The sequence below is a fragment of the Marinobacter sp. UBA3607 genome (genome assembly GCF_002375525.1).
Taxonomy (GTDB): Bacteria; Pseudomonadota; Gammaproteobacteria; order Pseudomonadales; family Oleiphilaceae; genus Marinobacter; species Marinobacter vinifirmus.
In genome coordinates, this window is sequence record NZ_DFLY01000025.1 from 135,464 (window position 1) to 149,909 (window position 14,446).

The 14,446-nt window shown below is 60.3% G+C and carries 12 protein-coding genes; 8 read left to right on the forward strand and 4 right to left on the reverse strand.

From position 1 onward, the window contains the following. Positions 1-143 precede the first annotated feature (143 nt). On the forward strand, positions 144-815 hold the full coding sequence (locus tag B2589_RS09970; protein ID WP_286816472.1) for a LysE family translocator: 672 nt from the start codon (positions 144-146) through the stop codon (positions 813-815). Here the strand turns inward: B2589_RS09970 and B2589_RS09975 are convergent. After that, positions 760-1,812, reverse strand: coding sequence for a 3-deoxy-7-phosphoheptulonate synthase (locus B2589_RS09975; RefSeq protein ID WP_286816473.1), 1,053 nt, complete (start codon positions 1,810-1,812; stop codon positions 760-762). The genes B2589_RS09970 and B2589_RS09975 overlap by 56 nt on opposite strands. A 366-nt stretch (positions 1,813-2,178) precedes the next feature. On the opposite strand from B2589_RS09975, the gene B2589_RS09980 reads away from it, so the two are divergent. Further along, positions 2,179-2,973 (forward strand): secretin N-terminal domain-containing protein, encoded by a 795-nt coding sequence (locus B2589_RS09980; RefSeq protein WP_286816474.1) that lies wholly within the window; start codon positions 2,179-2,181, stop codon positions 2,971-2,973. Here the strand turns inward: B2589_RS09980 and B2589_RS09985 are convergent, their stop codons facing one another. Then, positions 2,974-3,477, reverse strand: coding sequence for a molecular chaperone DnaJ (locus B2589_RS09985; RefSeq protein WP_286816475.1), 504 nt, complete (start codon positions 3,475-3,477; stop codon positions 2,974-2,976). Positions 3,478-3,769: 292 nt separating this feature from the next. Here B2589_RS09985 and B2589_RS09990 point away from each other — a divergent pair, with 292 nt between their 5' ends. Together B2589_RS09990 and B2589_RS09995 are read left to right on the forward strand one after the other, a co-directional pair. Next, positions 3,770-4,867, forward strand: a complete 1,098-nt coding sequence (locus tag B2589_RS09990; RefSeq protein ID WP_286816476.1) for an efflux RND transporter periplasmic adaptor subunit — start codon at positions 3,770-3,772, stop codon at positions 4,865-4,867. Next, complete coding sequence (locus B2589_RS09995; protein WP_286816478.1) at positions 4,867-7,947, forward strand: efflux RND transporter permease subunit; 3,081 nt, start codon at positions 4,867-4,869, stop codon at positions 7,945-7,947. Before B2589_RS09990 ends, B2589_RS09995 begins: the two co-directional genes overlap by 1 nt. Here the strand turns inward: B2589_RS09995 and B2589_RS10000 are convergent. After that, positions 7,917-8,873, reverse strand: a complete 957-nt coding sequence (locus B2589_RS10000) for an AraC family transcriptional regulator (RefSeq protein ID WP_286816479.1) — start codon at positions 8,871-8,873, stop codon at positions 7,917-7,919. The two genes, B2589_RS09995 and B2589_RS10000, sit on opposite strands and share 31 nt — an antisense overlap. Before the next feature lie 221 nt (positions 8,874-9,094). Between B2589_RS10000 and B2589_RS10005 the strand changes: the two genes are divergently transcribed. The 4 genes from B2589_RS10005 to B2589_RS10020 all read left to right on the forward strand — a co-directional run bounded on the left by B2589_RS10005 (position 9,095) and on the right by B2589_RS10020 (position 13,162). Beyond that, a complete protein-coding gene (locus tag B2589_RS10005; RefSeq protein WP_011786910.1) occupies positions 9,095-9,406 on the forward strand; it encodes a DUF3301 domain-containing protein in 312 nt (103 codons plus the stop codon). Between the two features lie 136 nt (positions 9,407-9,542). Further along, the gene (locus B2589_RS10010) at positions 9,543-10,862 is read left to right on the forward strand and encodes a substrate-binding domain-containing protein (protein WP_286816481.1); all 1,320 of its coding nucleotides are present in this window, start codon (positions 9,543-9,545) and stop codon (positions 10,860-10,862) included. A 131-nt stretch (positions 10,863-10,993) separates the two neighbouring features. After that, positions 10,994-12,289, forward strand: coding sequence for a pyridoxal phosphate-dependent aminotransferase (locus B2589_RS10015; RefSeq protein WP_022988420.1), 1,296 nt, complete (start codon positions 10,994-10,996; stop codon positions 12,287-12,289). A 48-nt stretch (positions 12,290-12,337) separates the two neighbouring features. After that, positions 12,338-13,162, forward strand: a complete 825-nt coding sequence (locus tag B2589_RS10020; RefSeq protein WP_286816483.1) for an inositol monophosphatase family protein — start codon at positions 12,338-12,340, stop codon at positions 13,160-13,162. Between the two features lie 479 nt (positions 13,163-13,641). On the opposite strand, the gene slmA is transcribed toward B2589_RS10020, so the two are convergent. Continuing rightward, positions 13,642-14,229, reverse strand: coding sequence for a nucleoid occlusion factor SlmA (slmA, locus tag B2589_RS10025; protein WP_286816484.1), 588 nt, complete (start codon positions 14,227-14,229; stop codon positions 13,642-13,644). Positions 14,230-14,446: the final 217 nt, after the last annotated feature.

Here is a 14,446-nt window from a genome sequence, read left to right on the forward strand (position 1 = left end):
CAGGTTAAGTTATAAGTATAGAAAGCTTACGGAATCCTGACAGGTGAAACCGGAAAAAAATCCTTCTATGCTTGCCGGCAATCACCTTCATCGGTTTACAACCATAAGGCTCAACAGGTCACTACGTTAACAGGAGCAAACAGGTGCAGAATTACTGGCTGGAATTTCTTACGGTGGCCCTGGTGCACCTGCTGGCCGTGGCAAGCCCCGGGCCGGACTTTGCGGTGATGCTGCGCCAGGCCCTCACTCAGTCACGGCGCAACGCCTTGCTGACCGCCATCGGTATTGGCCTGGGGATTCTGCTGCATGTGGGCTATTCGCTGCTGGGTATCGGACTGATCATCCAGCAATCGGTGATGCTGTTCACCGTGTTGAAAGTGGTTGGCGCGGTTTATCTGCTGTACATCGCCTGGCACTGCCTGCGGGCCAGGCCGGGTGGAGTGCATGTGGATGCGGCTAAAAAGACCGAACAGACAGGAATGGCAGCCTTCCGGCTCGGGTTTCTGACCAACGCCCTGAACCCCAAGGCGACGCTGTTCTTTGTGTCCCTGTTTTCAGTGGTGATCAACCCGGGCACACCCATCCTGCTGCAGGCAGGCTATGGCCTGTACATGGCACTGGCCACGGGCCTGTGGTTTGCCATGGTGGCGGTGTTCTTTACCCACCCCCGTGTCCGCCGGGGTTTCAACCGGTTCGGACACTGGCTTGATCGGGCCATGGGGGGCATCCTGGTGCTGCTGGCCGGGCAGCTGTTGTTGTCTACAGTGAGCGGATCAGAGCCTCCGTCTGTTCCCAGCCCAGGCACGGATCGGTAATCGAGCAGCCGTAGACCAGCTCTTTACCATCATCCTGGCGCCCGAATTCCAGGAAGCTCTCCAGCATCAGGCCCTTGATGTGCCGGTTGCCATTGCGCTTCTGGGCCATCACATCCCGGGCAATATCCACTTGCCGCTCCGCCTGTTTGCAGGCGTTGTCGTGGCTGCAGTCCACCATCACGGCCGTTGATACCCCGGCTTTTTCCAGCTCTGCCACGGCCTTGGCGATGCTCAGCTCATCGTAGTTGGTCACGCCCCGGCCGCCGCGCAGCACCAGGTGGGTGTCCGGATTGCCAGCGGTGGAAATCATCACCGGTGAGCCACTGTGGGAAATGCCCATGTGGTGGTGAGGGTGCGAGGCAGACTTCATGGCATGGCTGGCCACGGTAATACCGCCGTCGGTGCCATTTTTGAACCCGGTGGGCATGGGCAGGCCGCTGACCATTTCCCGGTGAATCTGGGATTCGGTGGTGCGGGCGCCGATGGCAGTCCAGCTCACCAGGTCCCCCAGATAATCCATCATGAACGGGCTCAGGGCTTCGGTGGCCAACGGCAGGCCAAGCTCGGATAACGCCAGTAACAACTTGCGGGAACGCTCAAGGCCCTGCTTCAGGTCGCCCTGGCCGGTGCGTTCCGGATCGTACAACAGACCTTTCCAGCCCACGGTGGTGCGGGGTTTTTCCAGGTAGGCGCGCATGACAATCAGGAACCGGTCACTGACGTCGTCTGACAGCGCTTTCAGGCGGGTGGCGTAGTCCAGGGCGGCCTGTTCGTCGTGAATGGAGCAGGGCCCCATAACAATCAGGGTGCGGTCGTCCTGACCGTGCAGTACGGCGCGGATCTGCTCACGGTAACCGGCAATGGCCCGAACCAGGTGCTCACCGGCAGGAAACTGCTGGCGCAACTCGCCCGCCGTTGGCAGTGTGGCTTCCTGTCGGTGCTGGCAGGCGCTTGCGATTTGCTCGCCCAGCGTTTCGGATTTCAGCGGCATGTTCATGTCTGTGTTCCCGTTTCCCTGTGTCAGAATCAAAAAAGCCCCGGCTGGGCTACCAGTCGGGGCTTTTTCGAGTCCGGTGGCAGCCTGGGTTGCTTGCCGGGCTGCCTTCCTCGTTGTGTTCGGTCGATGAAGATCTTACGGGCGGCCCGGGCTCTGGCTAAAATAAAAGCCATAACCAAACCACCAAAAATACACAGCAGAACCTGCGGCCTTCAGTTTTTCACCGAAAGCTTTCAGAACGTTCAATTGACAGGCTGTGTGTAGAGTCTTCATGCTTTTCACTATATACCCGCGGTTTTCAGATTGGCAACCCGCAATCCGGATTATTTTCCGGCAGTTGTCGTTAACGTGGCTTCGGAGGCCCATATGCACAATCCTTTCGCCCGGTTTTCCACACTGGCCCTGCTGGCCGTTCTGATACTTGGCCTGGCGGCTCCGGCGGCGGCCCGGGCAGAACAGGAAACCCGCATTTACCAGCTGCAGAACCGCACTGCCGAAGACATGGCGCAGCAGGTACGCACCCTGTACCAGCAAGCTCCGGTGTCGGTAACGGCCCGTGGAACACAACTGGTTGTAAGGGGAGAGCCTGTGTTGCTGGATGAAATCGGCACCCTGGTTGGCTCGCTGGATGTACCTCCGGTACAGATGCGCATTACCGTGCGCTACCAGCAGAGTTCAGACAGCTCGGGTTCCGGTGCTGGTGTCAGCGTAAACCGCAACCGGGTATCCGCCGGAGTCGAGCAAAGCAGCCGTTCCAGCAACTCAAGCTCCCAGCGCCACCTGGTGGTTCAGGACGGGCAATCGGCCCACATTACCTCCGGCAGCGTGCGCACCCTGCCCTTCGCCGTTCAGGGTGGCCGCAACCCGGCGGTGATCCTGGAACAGGTGGAAACCCGCAGCGGGTTTGTGGTCAGCCCCCAGTCGATTTCCGACCAGGCAGTGGAGCTGAACATTGTATCGTTCGAGGAAGACCCGGCAGCACTGCCCGTCTATGAAACCGAGGCGCTGGTGACCATCCGCCGGGTGGAGCCGGGGCAATGGGTGTCTCTGGGCGGGGTCAGCACATCGGAAAGCCGCCAGCAGGGCGGCCTGGTCTATCAGCGTAACAGCAGCCTGGCGGAACAGCTGGCCATCGATGTGAAAGTGGATATCCTGCCCTGATCAGGCGCCGCGTTTGCCGATCAGCAGGTCCCGGGCTTCGTTGAGCTTGGCGGCCAGGTAATCGTTACCACCGCGATCCGGATGCACCTTATGCATCAGCTTGCGGTGGGCAGCCACCACCTCTTCACGGGTGCAACCCGGCGTCACTCCCAGAATATCGCAGGCTTCCCGCTCGGTCATAGCGCCGGCAACCGGTGCCCGCTGGTCACCCGTACCGGCCTGTCCGGCCGATTCCGGCCCGGATGAATCCCCCATGGCCTTACGGAACATCGGCGCGTAACGCATCAGCGCCGGCAGTTTTCTCAGCAGTGGAATCAGGGCCGCAATGCCGGCAGTGATCACGTGCACCCGGCCAGTCAGCACCATAAACAGCAACAGGGCACCGCCGGCCACCAGCACCACTTTCCAGATGGCCGCTTTCTGGCCTTCCGGCGACAGCGCGCCCCATTTTTTCAGGATGACAAACACGGCGGCCGCCAGGGCCAGGCCGAGAATCAACTGCATTCCAAATCCTCACCCGCTTGTATCGTCACCGGAGCATAACAGATTACCGCGGAGATCAGATCCACCCCCGTCATTTAGACGTAAGACGCAGCAGTACATATACTGCGTTTTTTCTGCAAACGGGTGACAAACTCAAGTGCTTTTTGTAGCATCCTATTGGTTAACGCTGAGCTGACGCCCGAGTGAGCAGCAAGCGTCTGGTCGCTGTCATCTGATGCGCAAGGAAAGCTGTCAGCCTTCCCACCCCAGCGACGTTATCAGTCTCAAGAACTCTATTCCCAGGAACAGACCTATGCGCACCGCATCCCGTTTTGTCATCGTCATCATTTTCCTTGGTGTCGTCCTTGGCGGCATCTTTGGCTACAAATTCATGCAGTTTGGCCAGATGAAGGAAATGCTGTCACAGCCTCAGCCGCCGGCGATCATTTCCGTGACCAAGGCAACCACCGAAAACTGGCAGCCGGCCATCAAGGCGGTGGGCAGCGTAGAAGCCATTAACGGTATTGAGGTGGCCAACGAGGTGCCGGGAGTGATTCAAAGTATCAATTTTGAATCCGGGGATACGGTGAAACAGGGGGACGTTCTCGTGCGCCTGGATGCCGCTATCGACGAAGCCGCCCTGCGCACCCGCCGGGCCGAGGCTCAACTGGCGCAGCAGGAGTTCAAACGGATTTCCGACCTGCTGCCGCGGCGCGCCGTGTCCCAGTCCCAGTACGACGAAGCCAAGGCCAACTACGATGCCGCCCGGGCGCGGGTGAACGAGGCCGAGGCCCAGCTGAACAAGAAGGTGATCAAGGCCCCGTTTGACGGCAAGCTGGGTATCCGCATGGTGGACCAGGGCCAGTACATTGGCACCGGCACCCCGATCGTCGAGATCAACATGCTGCACCCGATCTACGTGGACTACACCCTGTCCGAGAAATACCTGCCGGATGTCGATCAGGGTTATCCGGTGTCTGTCACTGTGGCCGCAGTGCCTGACCGCACCTTTGAGGGTGACGTCAGCGCCATTAACACCTCGGTGAACCCGGAAACCCGCACCGTGCGCATACGCGCCATCCTGAACAACGAAGACAACCTGCTGCGCCCAGGTATGTTTGCCACTATCCAGACCGGCCAGCCGCGGGATAACGAAGTGGTCACCCTGCCCCGCGAGGCTATTTCCTACAACACTTACGGCAACTTCGTGTTCGTAGTGGAAGAAAACGATGAAGGCCAGCTGGTGGTCAGCCGCCGCAGTGTCACCACCGGCGAAGTCCGTGAGGGACGGGCCTCCGTAACGTCCGGCCTCGAATCCGGTGAAACCGTGGTTGCCAAGGGCCTGCTCAGGCTGCGGGCCGGCCAGCGGGTAGAAATCCAGGACGAATCCGGCCAGGAGGCGTCTGAGTAATGAAATTCACCGATATATTTGTCCACCGGCCAGTCCTGGCCACGGTGGTCAGCCTGCTGATCCTGCTGCTCGGTGCCCGGGCCGCCATGGAAATGGAAATCCGCCAGTACCCGAAGCTGGAAAGCACCACGGTGACGGTCACCACCGCCTACCCCGGTGCCAGTTCGGACCTGATCAAGGGCTTTATCACCACGCCGCTGCAACAGGCCATTGCCGAAGCCAGCGGCATTGATTACCTGACCTCCACCAGCTCCCAGAGCGTGTCCACCATCCAGGCCAAGATGGTGCTGAACTACGATGCCAACGATGCCCTGGCGGAAATCCAGGCCAAGGTGGCCAGCCAGCGCAACGTGCTGCCGGCAGAAGCCGAAGACCCGGTGATCACCTCCACCACCGGTGACGACACCGCACTGATGTACATCGCCTTCTACAGCACCGAGCTGGATGTACCACAGATTACCGATTACCTGACCCGTGTTGTTCAGCCCAAGCTGCAGGCACTGTCTGGCGTGGGTAAGGCCCAGCTGCTGGGCCGTACCTTCGCCTTGCGGGTATGGCTGGACCCTGAGCGACTGGCTGCGGTCGATATGACGCCGGTAGAGGTGGCCGCCAAGCTGCGCGCCAACAACTACCAGGCCGCTGTGGGCCAGACCCGGGGCAAGTACACCGAAGTGAGCCTGACCAGCGACACCGACATCGCAGACCCGGAAGCCTTCCGCAACCTGGTAGTGAAGCAATCCGGCGGCACGCTGATCCGCCTTCAGGACATTGCCAGGGTGGAACTGGGCTCCCAGAACTACGACCAGCTGGCCCTGTACAAAGGCCAGCCGGCCACCTACGTGGCCATCGAAATGGCGCCCGGAGCCAACCCGCTGACGGTAGCCGGACTGGTGAAAGACGAACTGCCCGACATCGAAAGCCAGCTGCCCAGCGGCCTGAATGTACGCCTGGCCTACGATGCCTCGGACTTTATCGACGACTCCATCAACGAAGTTATCCGTACCCTGATCGAAGCCATGATCATCGTACTGGTGGTGGTGTTCCTGTGCCTGGGCTCAGTACGTGCCTCCGTGGTGCCGTCGGTTGCCGTGCCGCTGTCGCTGATTGGCGGCGCCTTCATCATGCTGATGTTCGGCTTTTCCCTGAACCTGCTGACCCTGCTGTCTATGGTGCTGGCCATCGGCCTGGTGGTGGATGACGCCATCATCATGGTGGAGAACGTGCACCGGCATATCGAGCAGGGCGAGTCCAGGTTCGAGGCCGCCATTAACGGTGCCCGGGAGATGGCCACCCCAATCATCGCCATGACCACCACCCTGGTGGCGGTGTACGCCCCCATCGGCTTTATGGGTGGCCTGGTGGGCTCACTGTTTACCGAGTTTGCCTTCACCCTGGCCGGCACCGTGGTCATCTCCGGCATCGTGGCCTTGACCCTATCGCCCATGTTGTCCGGCAAGGTGCTCAAGCCACACGGCAACCCGGGCAAGTTCGAGCAACTGGTCGAGAAAACCTTCAACGGCCTGGCCAATGCCTATAAAGCAGCACTGACCTCTCTGATGCAGACCAAGTCGGTGGTGGTGTTCTTCGCCGTGGTGGTGCTGGGCTCCATTTACTTCATGGTGATGATGAGCCAGAACGAACTGGCCCCCACCGAAGACCAGGGCATCCTGTTCTATCAGGGCCTGGGGCCGGAAACGTCCACCCTGGACTACCTCTATGAGCACGGCCAGGAAGTGCAGGACCGCATGGCCACCGTGCCCGGCTACAACGAAGACTTCATGATCCTGGGTGTCACCAGCCCGAACGCCGTGTTTGGCGGCTTCAAGATGTCGCCCTGGAGCGAGCGGGAAATCAGCCAGTTCGAGGCCCAGCCGCTGCTGGATGCCGAGCTGAAGAATGTCACCGGCCTGCAAACCGCGGTGTTCCCGCTGCCGGCCCTGCCGGGTTCCGGCGGTGGCCTGCCGTTCCAGTTCGTGATCACCACCGGCGGCAGCTACGAGCAGCTGGACCAGGTGGCCGATGAACTGCTGGGCAAGGCCATGCAGAGCGGCAACTTCATGTTCCTGAAGAAATCCATCAACTTCGACAAACCGAGCACCCGCATTAATGTGGACCGTGACCGGGTGGCAGACCTGGGCCTGTCGATGCAGGATGTCGGCCAGTCGCTGGCCAGCATGCTCAGTGGCGGTTACATCAACCGCTTCAACATGGAAGGCCGCTCCTACCAGGTGATTCCGCAGGTGGACGACCAGTTCCGCGCCAGCCGTGAAGCACTGGATGACTACTACATCCGCGCCGGCAACGGCGAGCTGGTGCCGCTGTCCAGTGTGGTCAGCTTTACCGAGGAAGTGGAACCATCCAACCGCACCCAGTTCAACCAGCTGAACTCGCTCACGCTCGAAGGGGTAGTCATGCCTGGCGTGGCCGCCGGTACCGCCATGGAATTCATGGAGCAGACCGCAGGCGAAGTGTTCCCGCAGGGCTTCAGCTTTGACTACACCGGCGAATCACGGCAGCTGGCGACCCAGGGTAGCGCCCTGGTGGTGACCTTCTTCCTGTCCTTGCTGGTGATCTACCTGGTGCTGGCGGCGCAGTTCGAAAGCTGGCGCGACCCGATCATCATCCTGGTCTCGGTGCCTATGTCGGTTGCCGGCGCCATGGCGTTCATCGTGCTGGGCTTCGCCAGTATGAACATCTACACCCAGGTGGGCCTGATCACCCTGATTGGTGTGGTGTCGAAGAACGGCATATTGATTGTGGAATTCGCCAACCAGCTGCAGAAAGAGCAAGGCCTGAACAAGGTAGAGGCGGTGATTGAGGCAGCAGCTATTCGCCTGCGACCGATCATCATGACCTCACTGGCGCTGATCTTCGCCATGGTACCGCTGCTGATCGCCGTGGGCCCTGGCGCCGAAAGCCGGTTTGCCATCGGCCTGACCATCAGTGCCGGCCTGGGCATTGGCACCCTGTTCACCGTGTTCGTATTGCCGGCGTTCTACATCCTGCTGGCCCGTGACCACCACGGCTCCGCCGCTGATGAGTACGAAGATCAGGAAAGTGCCGGCGCCAGCAGCTCCTGAGCCTGCAAACGCCGGCGCCACTGAACCGTTTCGCTGGGCAGCTCTCCGAAGTGTTCCCGGTAGAGCGCCGCGAAACGGCCAAAGTGGCTGAAGCCTTCATCACCGGCGTAGCGGGAAATGTGGGGCACTGCGCACTGGCAATCGACCAGCCGCCGGCGCACGCGAATCAGCCGGCAGCGCTGGTAATAGCGATAGGGTGTCATGCCGGTCTGCCGTTTCATCAGGTAGTAGAGGTTGCGCTCGCTCACCCCGGCGTGGCTGGATAACTCCTGCAGGTCAAACTGCCAGTCCGGCTCTGTCCGCATCTTGCTGATGGCTTTCAGCAACCGGCGGTCCGGCTCCGGCACGGCTTCGGTTACCTTGGTAACACCTGAACTTCCCGCCAGAATCTCTCTAACCTCCCGCAAGACGGTTTCTGCCGCCTGGCATCCCTGATGGTGGTCTTGCAGAAATCCGGCCTGGTACAGAAACCGCTGGATACTCAGGGTGATCGCCTCACTGGTTGCCGCGGCCAGCTGCACCGCCTGTGGCTGCTCGGCCGGCATCAACAGGAGCAGGCGGCTTTCGGCCGTCACCCGAAGACTGAAGGTTTGCCCCGGGAGGATTAGCTGAAATGGAAGCAGGGTATTGGCAGCCGCGCCATCAGAGAGAAGCTCACAGTGGCCCTGAACCGGAAACACCAGCAACACCGATTCCAGACGGCAGTGCTGCAGCTCCAGGCCCTGTCTCACCGACAAGGCTGCTACCAGGCCGCCGCCCACGCCCAGTGCCGACAGCGAGCCTACTTCCTCTTTTGGCCGGGACAAATCACAGGCCAGCCCTGAGCAGCCCAGCAAATCCTGCAGGGCAAGGGTCCACTCCCCACAGGCGGCACGGTTCAGGCGAAGGTAAGATTCCAGCTCAGGATTGGCGATAAAGTTCTGCATACCACTCGAACAGGCAAAAGGTGAGGCTGCTGTTTTAAGCAACAATCCCACAAATCCCTAGCCATATCTTGCAAAAACCCTATTACCCACATGGTTATTGGCAATTTCTTGATACCCATCAAACCCTGATATCACCAACATCACAATTCCCCGACACCACAGGATAAGGTAGGCTGGCTGCCAGCCATGCTTGTTCACACAGAACTCTACAGGACACACCCTTGACCCTCGGAACCCTCTTCTGGCTGTTTATTGCCGGCTTTGTTGTCTGGTACTGGTGGCAGGCCAAAGCCATCAAAGACTCGGTGCTGAAAGCGGCCCATCGCTACTGCAAAAGCATGGACGTACTGCTGCTGGACGATGCGGTGTACCTGCGGGGCCTCTGGTTCAAACGGGACCCACAAGGCAGCTTGCGGGTATGGCGCCGTTTTCTGTTCGACTTTGCCACCACCGGCGAAGAACGCTATACCGGCCGGGTAATCATGCTCGGCCGCAAAATTGTGCATATGGAACTGGATCCACACCGGTTTTGACCGAAAGACTGTTTACAATTCGTTACCTTAAAATCCCGAATCCAGGCCCTGCCCGACCGGCCTGAAACATAACTGTCATATTTATGTAGCATCCTTGCGCCAGCACAACTTCTTGTCCTGAATAGGTTTTCTGGTGATGTCTTATTCCATTTCTGCAGCCTTCAAGGCTGGCGCACTGGCGTTGTTGACCGCCCTGCCGTTGTCCTCTGCTCTGGCCCATAACCTGGAAATCCACGGCTCCAACACCGTGGGGGCGACCCTGGCACCCATGCTGGTGACCGGTTATCTGGAACAAATTGGTAACGGCTCCGTGCAAACGGGTGCATCCGGCGTAGAGAACGAAAAGATCCTGGGCGTGACCAGCGAAGGTGGTCCCCTGAGCGTGCTGGTGGCCGCCCACGGTTCCAGCACCGGTTTTCGTACCCTGGCCAGCGGCCAGGCCGGCATCTGGGCGTCTTCGCGGCCGGTGAAACCGGGGGAAGCGCAGCAGGTCAGTGCACAGGCCGACCTGACCGCACTGGAAAGCGAGCACGTGATTGCCATCGATGGCCTGGCCATCCTGGTGCACCCGTCCAACCCGGTCAGCAAGATGAGCATTCAAACGCTGGGGCAGATCTTTGCCGGCGATATCCGCAACTGGTCAGAACTTGGCGGCCCGGACCGCGACATCAGCCTGTACGCCCGGGACGACCGTTCCGGCACCTGGGATACCTTCAAATCCCTGGTCCTCGGCAAAACCTATACCCTGGACAGCAGCGCCCTGCGCTATGAATCCAACGACCAGCTTTCCGACGACGTGTCCCGGGACCCGGGCGGCATCGGTTTCTCCGGCCTGGCCTCGGTGCGCAACAGCAAGCTGCTGGCCATTTCCGACGGCAATGCCCCGGCCCTGAAACCGAACCAGCTCACCGTGGCCAGCGAAGACTACCCGCTGTCACGCCGGCTGTTCATGTACACCATGGGCAACCAGACCCCGGAATTCGCCCGCGGACTGATTGAATTCGCCCTCGGCAATGAAGGGCAGGCGCTGGTGGCCGAATCCGGCTTTATTTCCCAGAATCCGATTGCGGTAAAGCCGGAGCTTGATAGCTCGGTGCCGGACACCTTCAAACGCCTGACCGCCGAGTATCAGCGCCTGACTGTGAACTTCCGGTTCTCGGAAGGCCGCACCAAGCTGGATAACAAAGCCCAGCGTGACCTGCTCCGGGTGATCGATTACCTGGAACAGCGAGGCCGCTCGGCGGACGATCTGTTGCTGATCGGCTTTGCCGACGCCCAGAGCCACGAACTGCGGGCCCAGATGATTTCCGAGCTGCGGGCGCTGTCGGTTCGCAAGGCCCTGCACCAGGCAGGACTGCCCCGGGTGGCCTACACTGGTTACGGACAATACATGCCTGTAGGTGGCAGCGGTAACCAGAGAAACGGCCGGGTGGAAGTCTGGATCAGGGCCCGGTAACCGGTGCCGGCGGCTGGCCTTAGACCAAGGTCGGCCGCCGCACTTCGGCAATCCCCTATCATCGGCCCGAGCAAAGGGGTGGTTGCGTTTCCTATACTGCCATTGTCACCTCCAACCAACAGACCGGGACAATGGACATCAAAAACGACCACCGCTTCGCCATCAACCTGAACGTTCGGGGCATCCAGCCTTCCTCTACCCTGCGTATCAACGAACTCAGCAACCAGCTGCGATCGGAAGGTAAGGACATTATCAAGCTGGGACTGGGCCAGTCTCCGTTCCCGGTACCGGAACGTGTGGTTAATGCCCTCAAAGAACACGCCCACGAGAAAGACTACTTGCCAGTGAAGGGGCTGAAAGGCCTGCGCCAGGCCATTGCCGGTTACATCAACCGGGCCGAGCGCATGCGCTGTACCTGGGAAGACGTGCTGATCGGCCCGGGCTCCAAGGAGCTGCTGTTCATCCTGCAGCTGGCCTACTACGGCGACCTGCTGATTCCGCGCCCGAGCTGGGTGTCCTACGCGCCCCAGGCCCGCATCATTGGCCGTTCGGTGCACTGGCTGCCCACCCACGCAGAAAACAACTGGCAGCTGACGGCGGAAGAACTGGACATCATCTGCCGGGACGATCCATCTCGCCCGCGCATCCTGATCCTGAACTACCCGTCCAATCCCACCGGCTGCACCTACACCGATGACCAGTTGCTGGCCATCGCCAACGTGGCCCGCAAGTACAACCTGATCCTGTTGTCGGATGAAATCTACGGTGAAGTGCACTTCGAGGGCCGGCACAAGTCCATTGCGCGCTACTACCCGGAAGGCACCATCATTAGCACCGGCATGAGCAAGTGGCTGGGCGCCGGTGGCTGGCGTCTGGGCACCTTCATCTTCCCGCCGGAACTGCGCCCGCTTCAGGACGCCATGGCAATCATCGCCAGCGAGACCTTCACCTCCACCAGTGCGCCCATCCAGCATGCTGCAATCACAGCGTTCGACGGCGGCGAAGACATCGACGAGTACCTGAAACAATCCCGCCGGGTGCTGAAAGTGGTGGGTGAATACATGTACTCCCGCCTGAGCGCCATGGGCGCCGTGGTTCGTAAGCCCGAGGGAGCTTTCTACCTGTTCCCGGACTTCTCCGCCTTCAGTGAAAAGCTGGCCCGCAAGGACATCAAAACCTCCCAGGCCTTCTGCACCGCCCTGCTGGAAGACACCGGCGTGGCCATCCTGCCCTCCAGTGATTTCGGCTTTGTGCCAGACCACATGGGCGCGCGCCTGGCGTTCGTGGATTTCGACGGCACCCAGGCGCTGGAACTGGCCGGCGGAAGCTATGCAGACCAGGAGCTGGGGGAGGACTTCGTCCAGGAAGCCGGCCCGCGCCTGGTACTGGCCATGGACAAGATGGAGAAGTGGCTGAACAGCCTCTGATTCTGTCGTGCTAGACTGGCACCCTCATGTTTTCTGACCGGGGGTGCCATGTCTGACTCTGTTTCTCTGCGCGAAATCACCGATTTTGCCGAAGCCCTGGCTGTTGAAGCCGGCGAACTGATCCGCCACGAGCGTGACCAGAACACCCTTCGCACCGACTACAAACACCAGACCGAACTGGTCACCCATGCCGATGTGATGGCGGATGAGTTCATCACCAACGCCATCCGCGAGCGCTTCCCGGATCATCGCATCCTGTCTGAAGAAACCATGCCGGACCTGTCGCAGGCCGAGTCTCTGGACACCCCGCTGTGGGTCATCGATCCCATCGACGGCACGGTAAACTACGCATACGGCCACCCCCAGGTGGCGGTGTCCATTGCCTATGCAGAGCGCGGGCAGGTGCAGGCGGGCGTGGTACACGCGCCCTTCCCCGGCGAGACCTTCCGGGCCACCAAGGGCGAAGGCGCTACGCTGAATGGCAGTCCCATCAAACACAGCGGTGCGACGGACCCCAGGCAATCCCTGTTCGCCACCGGTTTCCCCTACACCAAGGACAACCTGGAACCGCTGGTTCACCGGCTGGATGCGATGATCCACCAATGCCGCGACCTGCGCCGCATCGGTTCAGCGGCACTGGATATCTGCTGGGTGGCCTGTGGCCGTCTGGACATTTACTACGAAAACGTCAGCCCCTGGGACTTCGCCGCCGCCCGCCTGATCGCCTGGGAAGCCGGCGCCACGGTGGGCCACTTCGGCGATGTACCCGATGACTACCCGGCCGACCTCTGGGGGCGCGACATCCTCATCTCCGCCCCGGCTGTGTGGGAGCCAGTTCGCTCCATACTCCGTTCGGCGTCTGGTTACGACTGAGCTTCAGTGTTCGTTTACACCTAGCCTGCAGGTTTCGGGGGCATAGTCTTGGTAGCCTTCAGGTTGGGCGGTAGGGCACTGGCTGGATACCCTTTCCCGAAACCGCTACGAGCACATCCATGTGCGCTTATCTCCGGCCATCCATGGCCTCCGAAATTTCGGGAAAGGGTATCCAGCCAGCGCCTTTCTGACTTCACAGGAATCGCGCCGGAAACACCATCTTCGCTTCATGAGAACGCGAGCTTCTGACGTGGCGCAGTCTTCGCGCAGCTGGGCTCGGTATCCTGCCGGAGTTAGACCGTTGTGGGTGGGGGTTGCCCTTCGCAGAATTTCGTAGGCCATGGATGGCCGAAGACAAGCGCCACATGGATGTGCCGAAGGAGCGCTTCTGCGAAGGGCAACCCCCACCCACAACACCCCCGACCTTGCAGGCTACCAAGACTATGCCCCCGAAACCTGCAATCTAGGCGAACCAGAATTCAGCCCCAGACGGCCTCGGCAACCAGGCTCCAGGCCTCGTCGAAGTCGGTGGAGGGCAAGCGGGAGAAGGAGGAGCGGACGAAGCGCTGGATGCGACCTTCGAGGAACACCATTACGAAATCGGCACCCCGGGCTGCGCTGGTGCGGGGCCGTAGACCCTGGCGGATTTCGCCTTCTTTCAGAGCCTGGCGGAACTGGGTTTCCAGGCGCTCGAAAAACTGGGACGCACGCTTTCGCAGCGACTCGTCTTCGCCCATCAGGGCATCGCCGGTCAGCACGCAGCACAGGCCCGGGTTGCGCTCGGCGAACACCAGTACCAGGTGCACCAGCTGCTGCACACGCACGCGAACGTCTTCCTGCTCCTGCAACACCACCTGGCAACGGGAGAACACAGCCTCCTCGGCAAATTCGATCAGGGCTTCGAACATTTTGCGTTTGCTGGGGAAGTGCCGGTAGAGGGCCGCTTCGGTCACGCCCACGGTCTTGGCGAGGCCAGCGGTGGTGATCCGGGCCCCGGGGTCTTTTTGCAGCAATTCAACAAGGGCCTGCAGGATTGTGTCCCGCCGGCTGGGTTTTTGAGTGGTCATATCAGGACTACAGCGCTCTGTTTTTTTTTGCCACGGAAAAACACGGAAAAACACGGAAGGAAAAAACGAAAAGATTTTTTTGCCACGAAATCCACTAAAAAACACGAACAAAGATGACTGATTAGAAAACCAAAAGGCCTTTGGCTTTTATTTCGTGTTCTTTAGTGGATTTCGTGGCAAAACAGTCCTTATCCTTTCATTTTTCCGTGTCCTTCCG

What these genes read in the sequence shown, in the direction of transcription:
- B2589_RS09975 (WP_286816473.1), bottom strand. Translation starts at nt 1,812, where the DNA reads ATGAACATGCCGCTGAAATCCGAAACGCTGGGCGAGCAAATCGCAAGC.
- B2589_RS09980 (WP_286816474.1), top strand. Translation starts at nt 2,179, where the DNA reads ATGCACAATCCTTTCGCCCGGTTTTCCACACTGGCCCTGCTGGCCGTT.
- B2589_RS09985 (WP_286816475.1), bottom strand. Translation starts at nt 3,477, where the DNA reads ATGCAGTTGATTCTCGGCCTGGCCCTGGCGGCCGCCGTGTTTGTCATC.
- B2589_RS09990 (WP_286816476.1), top strand. Translation starts at nt 3,770, where the DNA reads ATGCGCACCGCATCCCGTTTTGTCATCGTCATCATTTTCCTTGGTGTC.
- B2589_RS09995 (WP_286816478.1), top strand. Translation starts at nt 4,867, where the DNA reads ATGAAATTCACCGATATATTTGTCCACCGGCCAGTCCTGGCCACGGTG.
- B2589_RS10000 (WP_286816479.1), bottom strand. Translation starts at nt 8,873, where the DNA reads ATGCAGAACTTTATCGCCAATCCTGAGCTGGAATCTTACCTTCGCCTG.
- B2589_RS10010 (WP_286816481.1), top strand. Translation starts at nt 9,543, where the DNA reads ATGTCTTATTCCATTTCTGCAGCCTTCAAGGCTGGCGCACTGGCGTTG.
- B2589_RS10015 (WP_022988420.1), top strand. Translation starts at nt 10,994, where the DNA reads ATGGACATCAAAAACGACCACCGCTTCGCCATCAACCTGAACGTTCGG.
- B2589_RS10020 (WP_286816483.1), top strand. Translation starts at nt 12,338, where the DNA reads ATGTCTGACTCTGTTTCTCTGCGCGAAATCACCGATTTTGCCGAAGCC.
- slmA (WP_286816484.1), bottom strand. Translation starts at nt 14,229, where the DNA reads ATGACCACTCAAAAACCCAGCCGGCGGGACACAATCCTGCAGGCCCTT.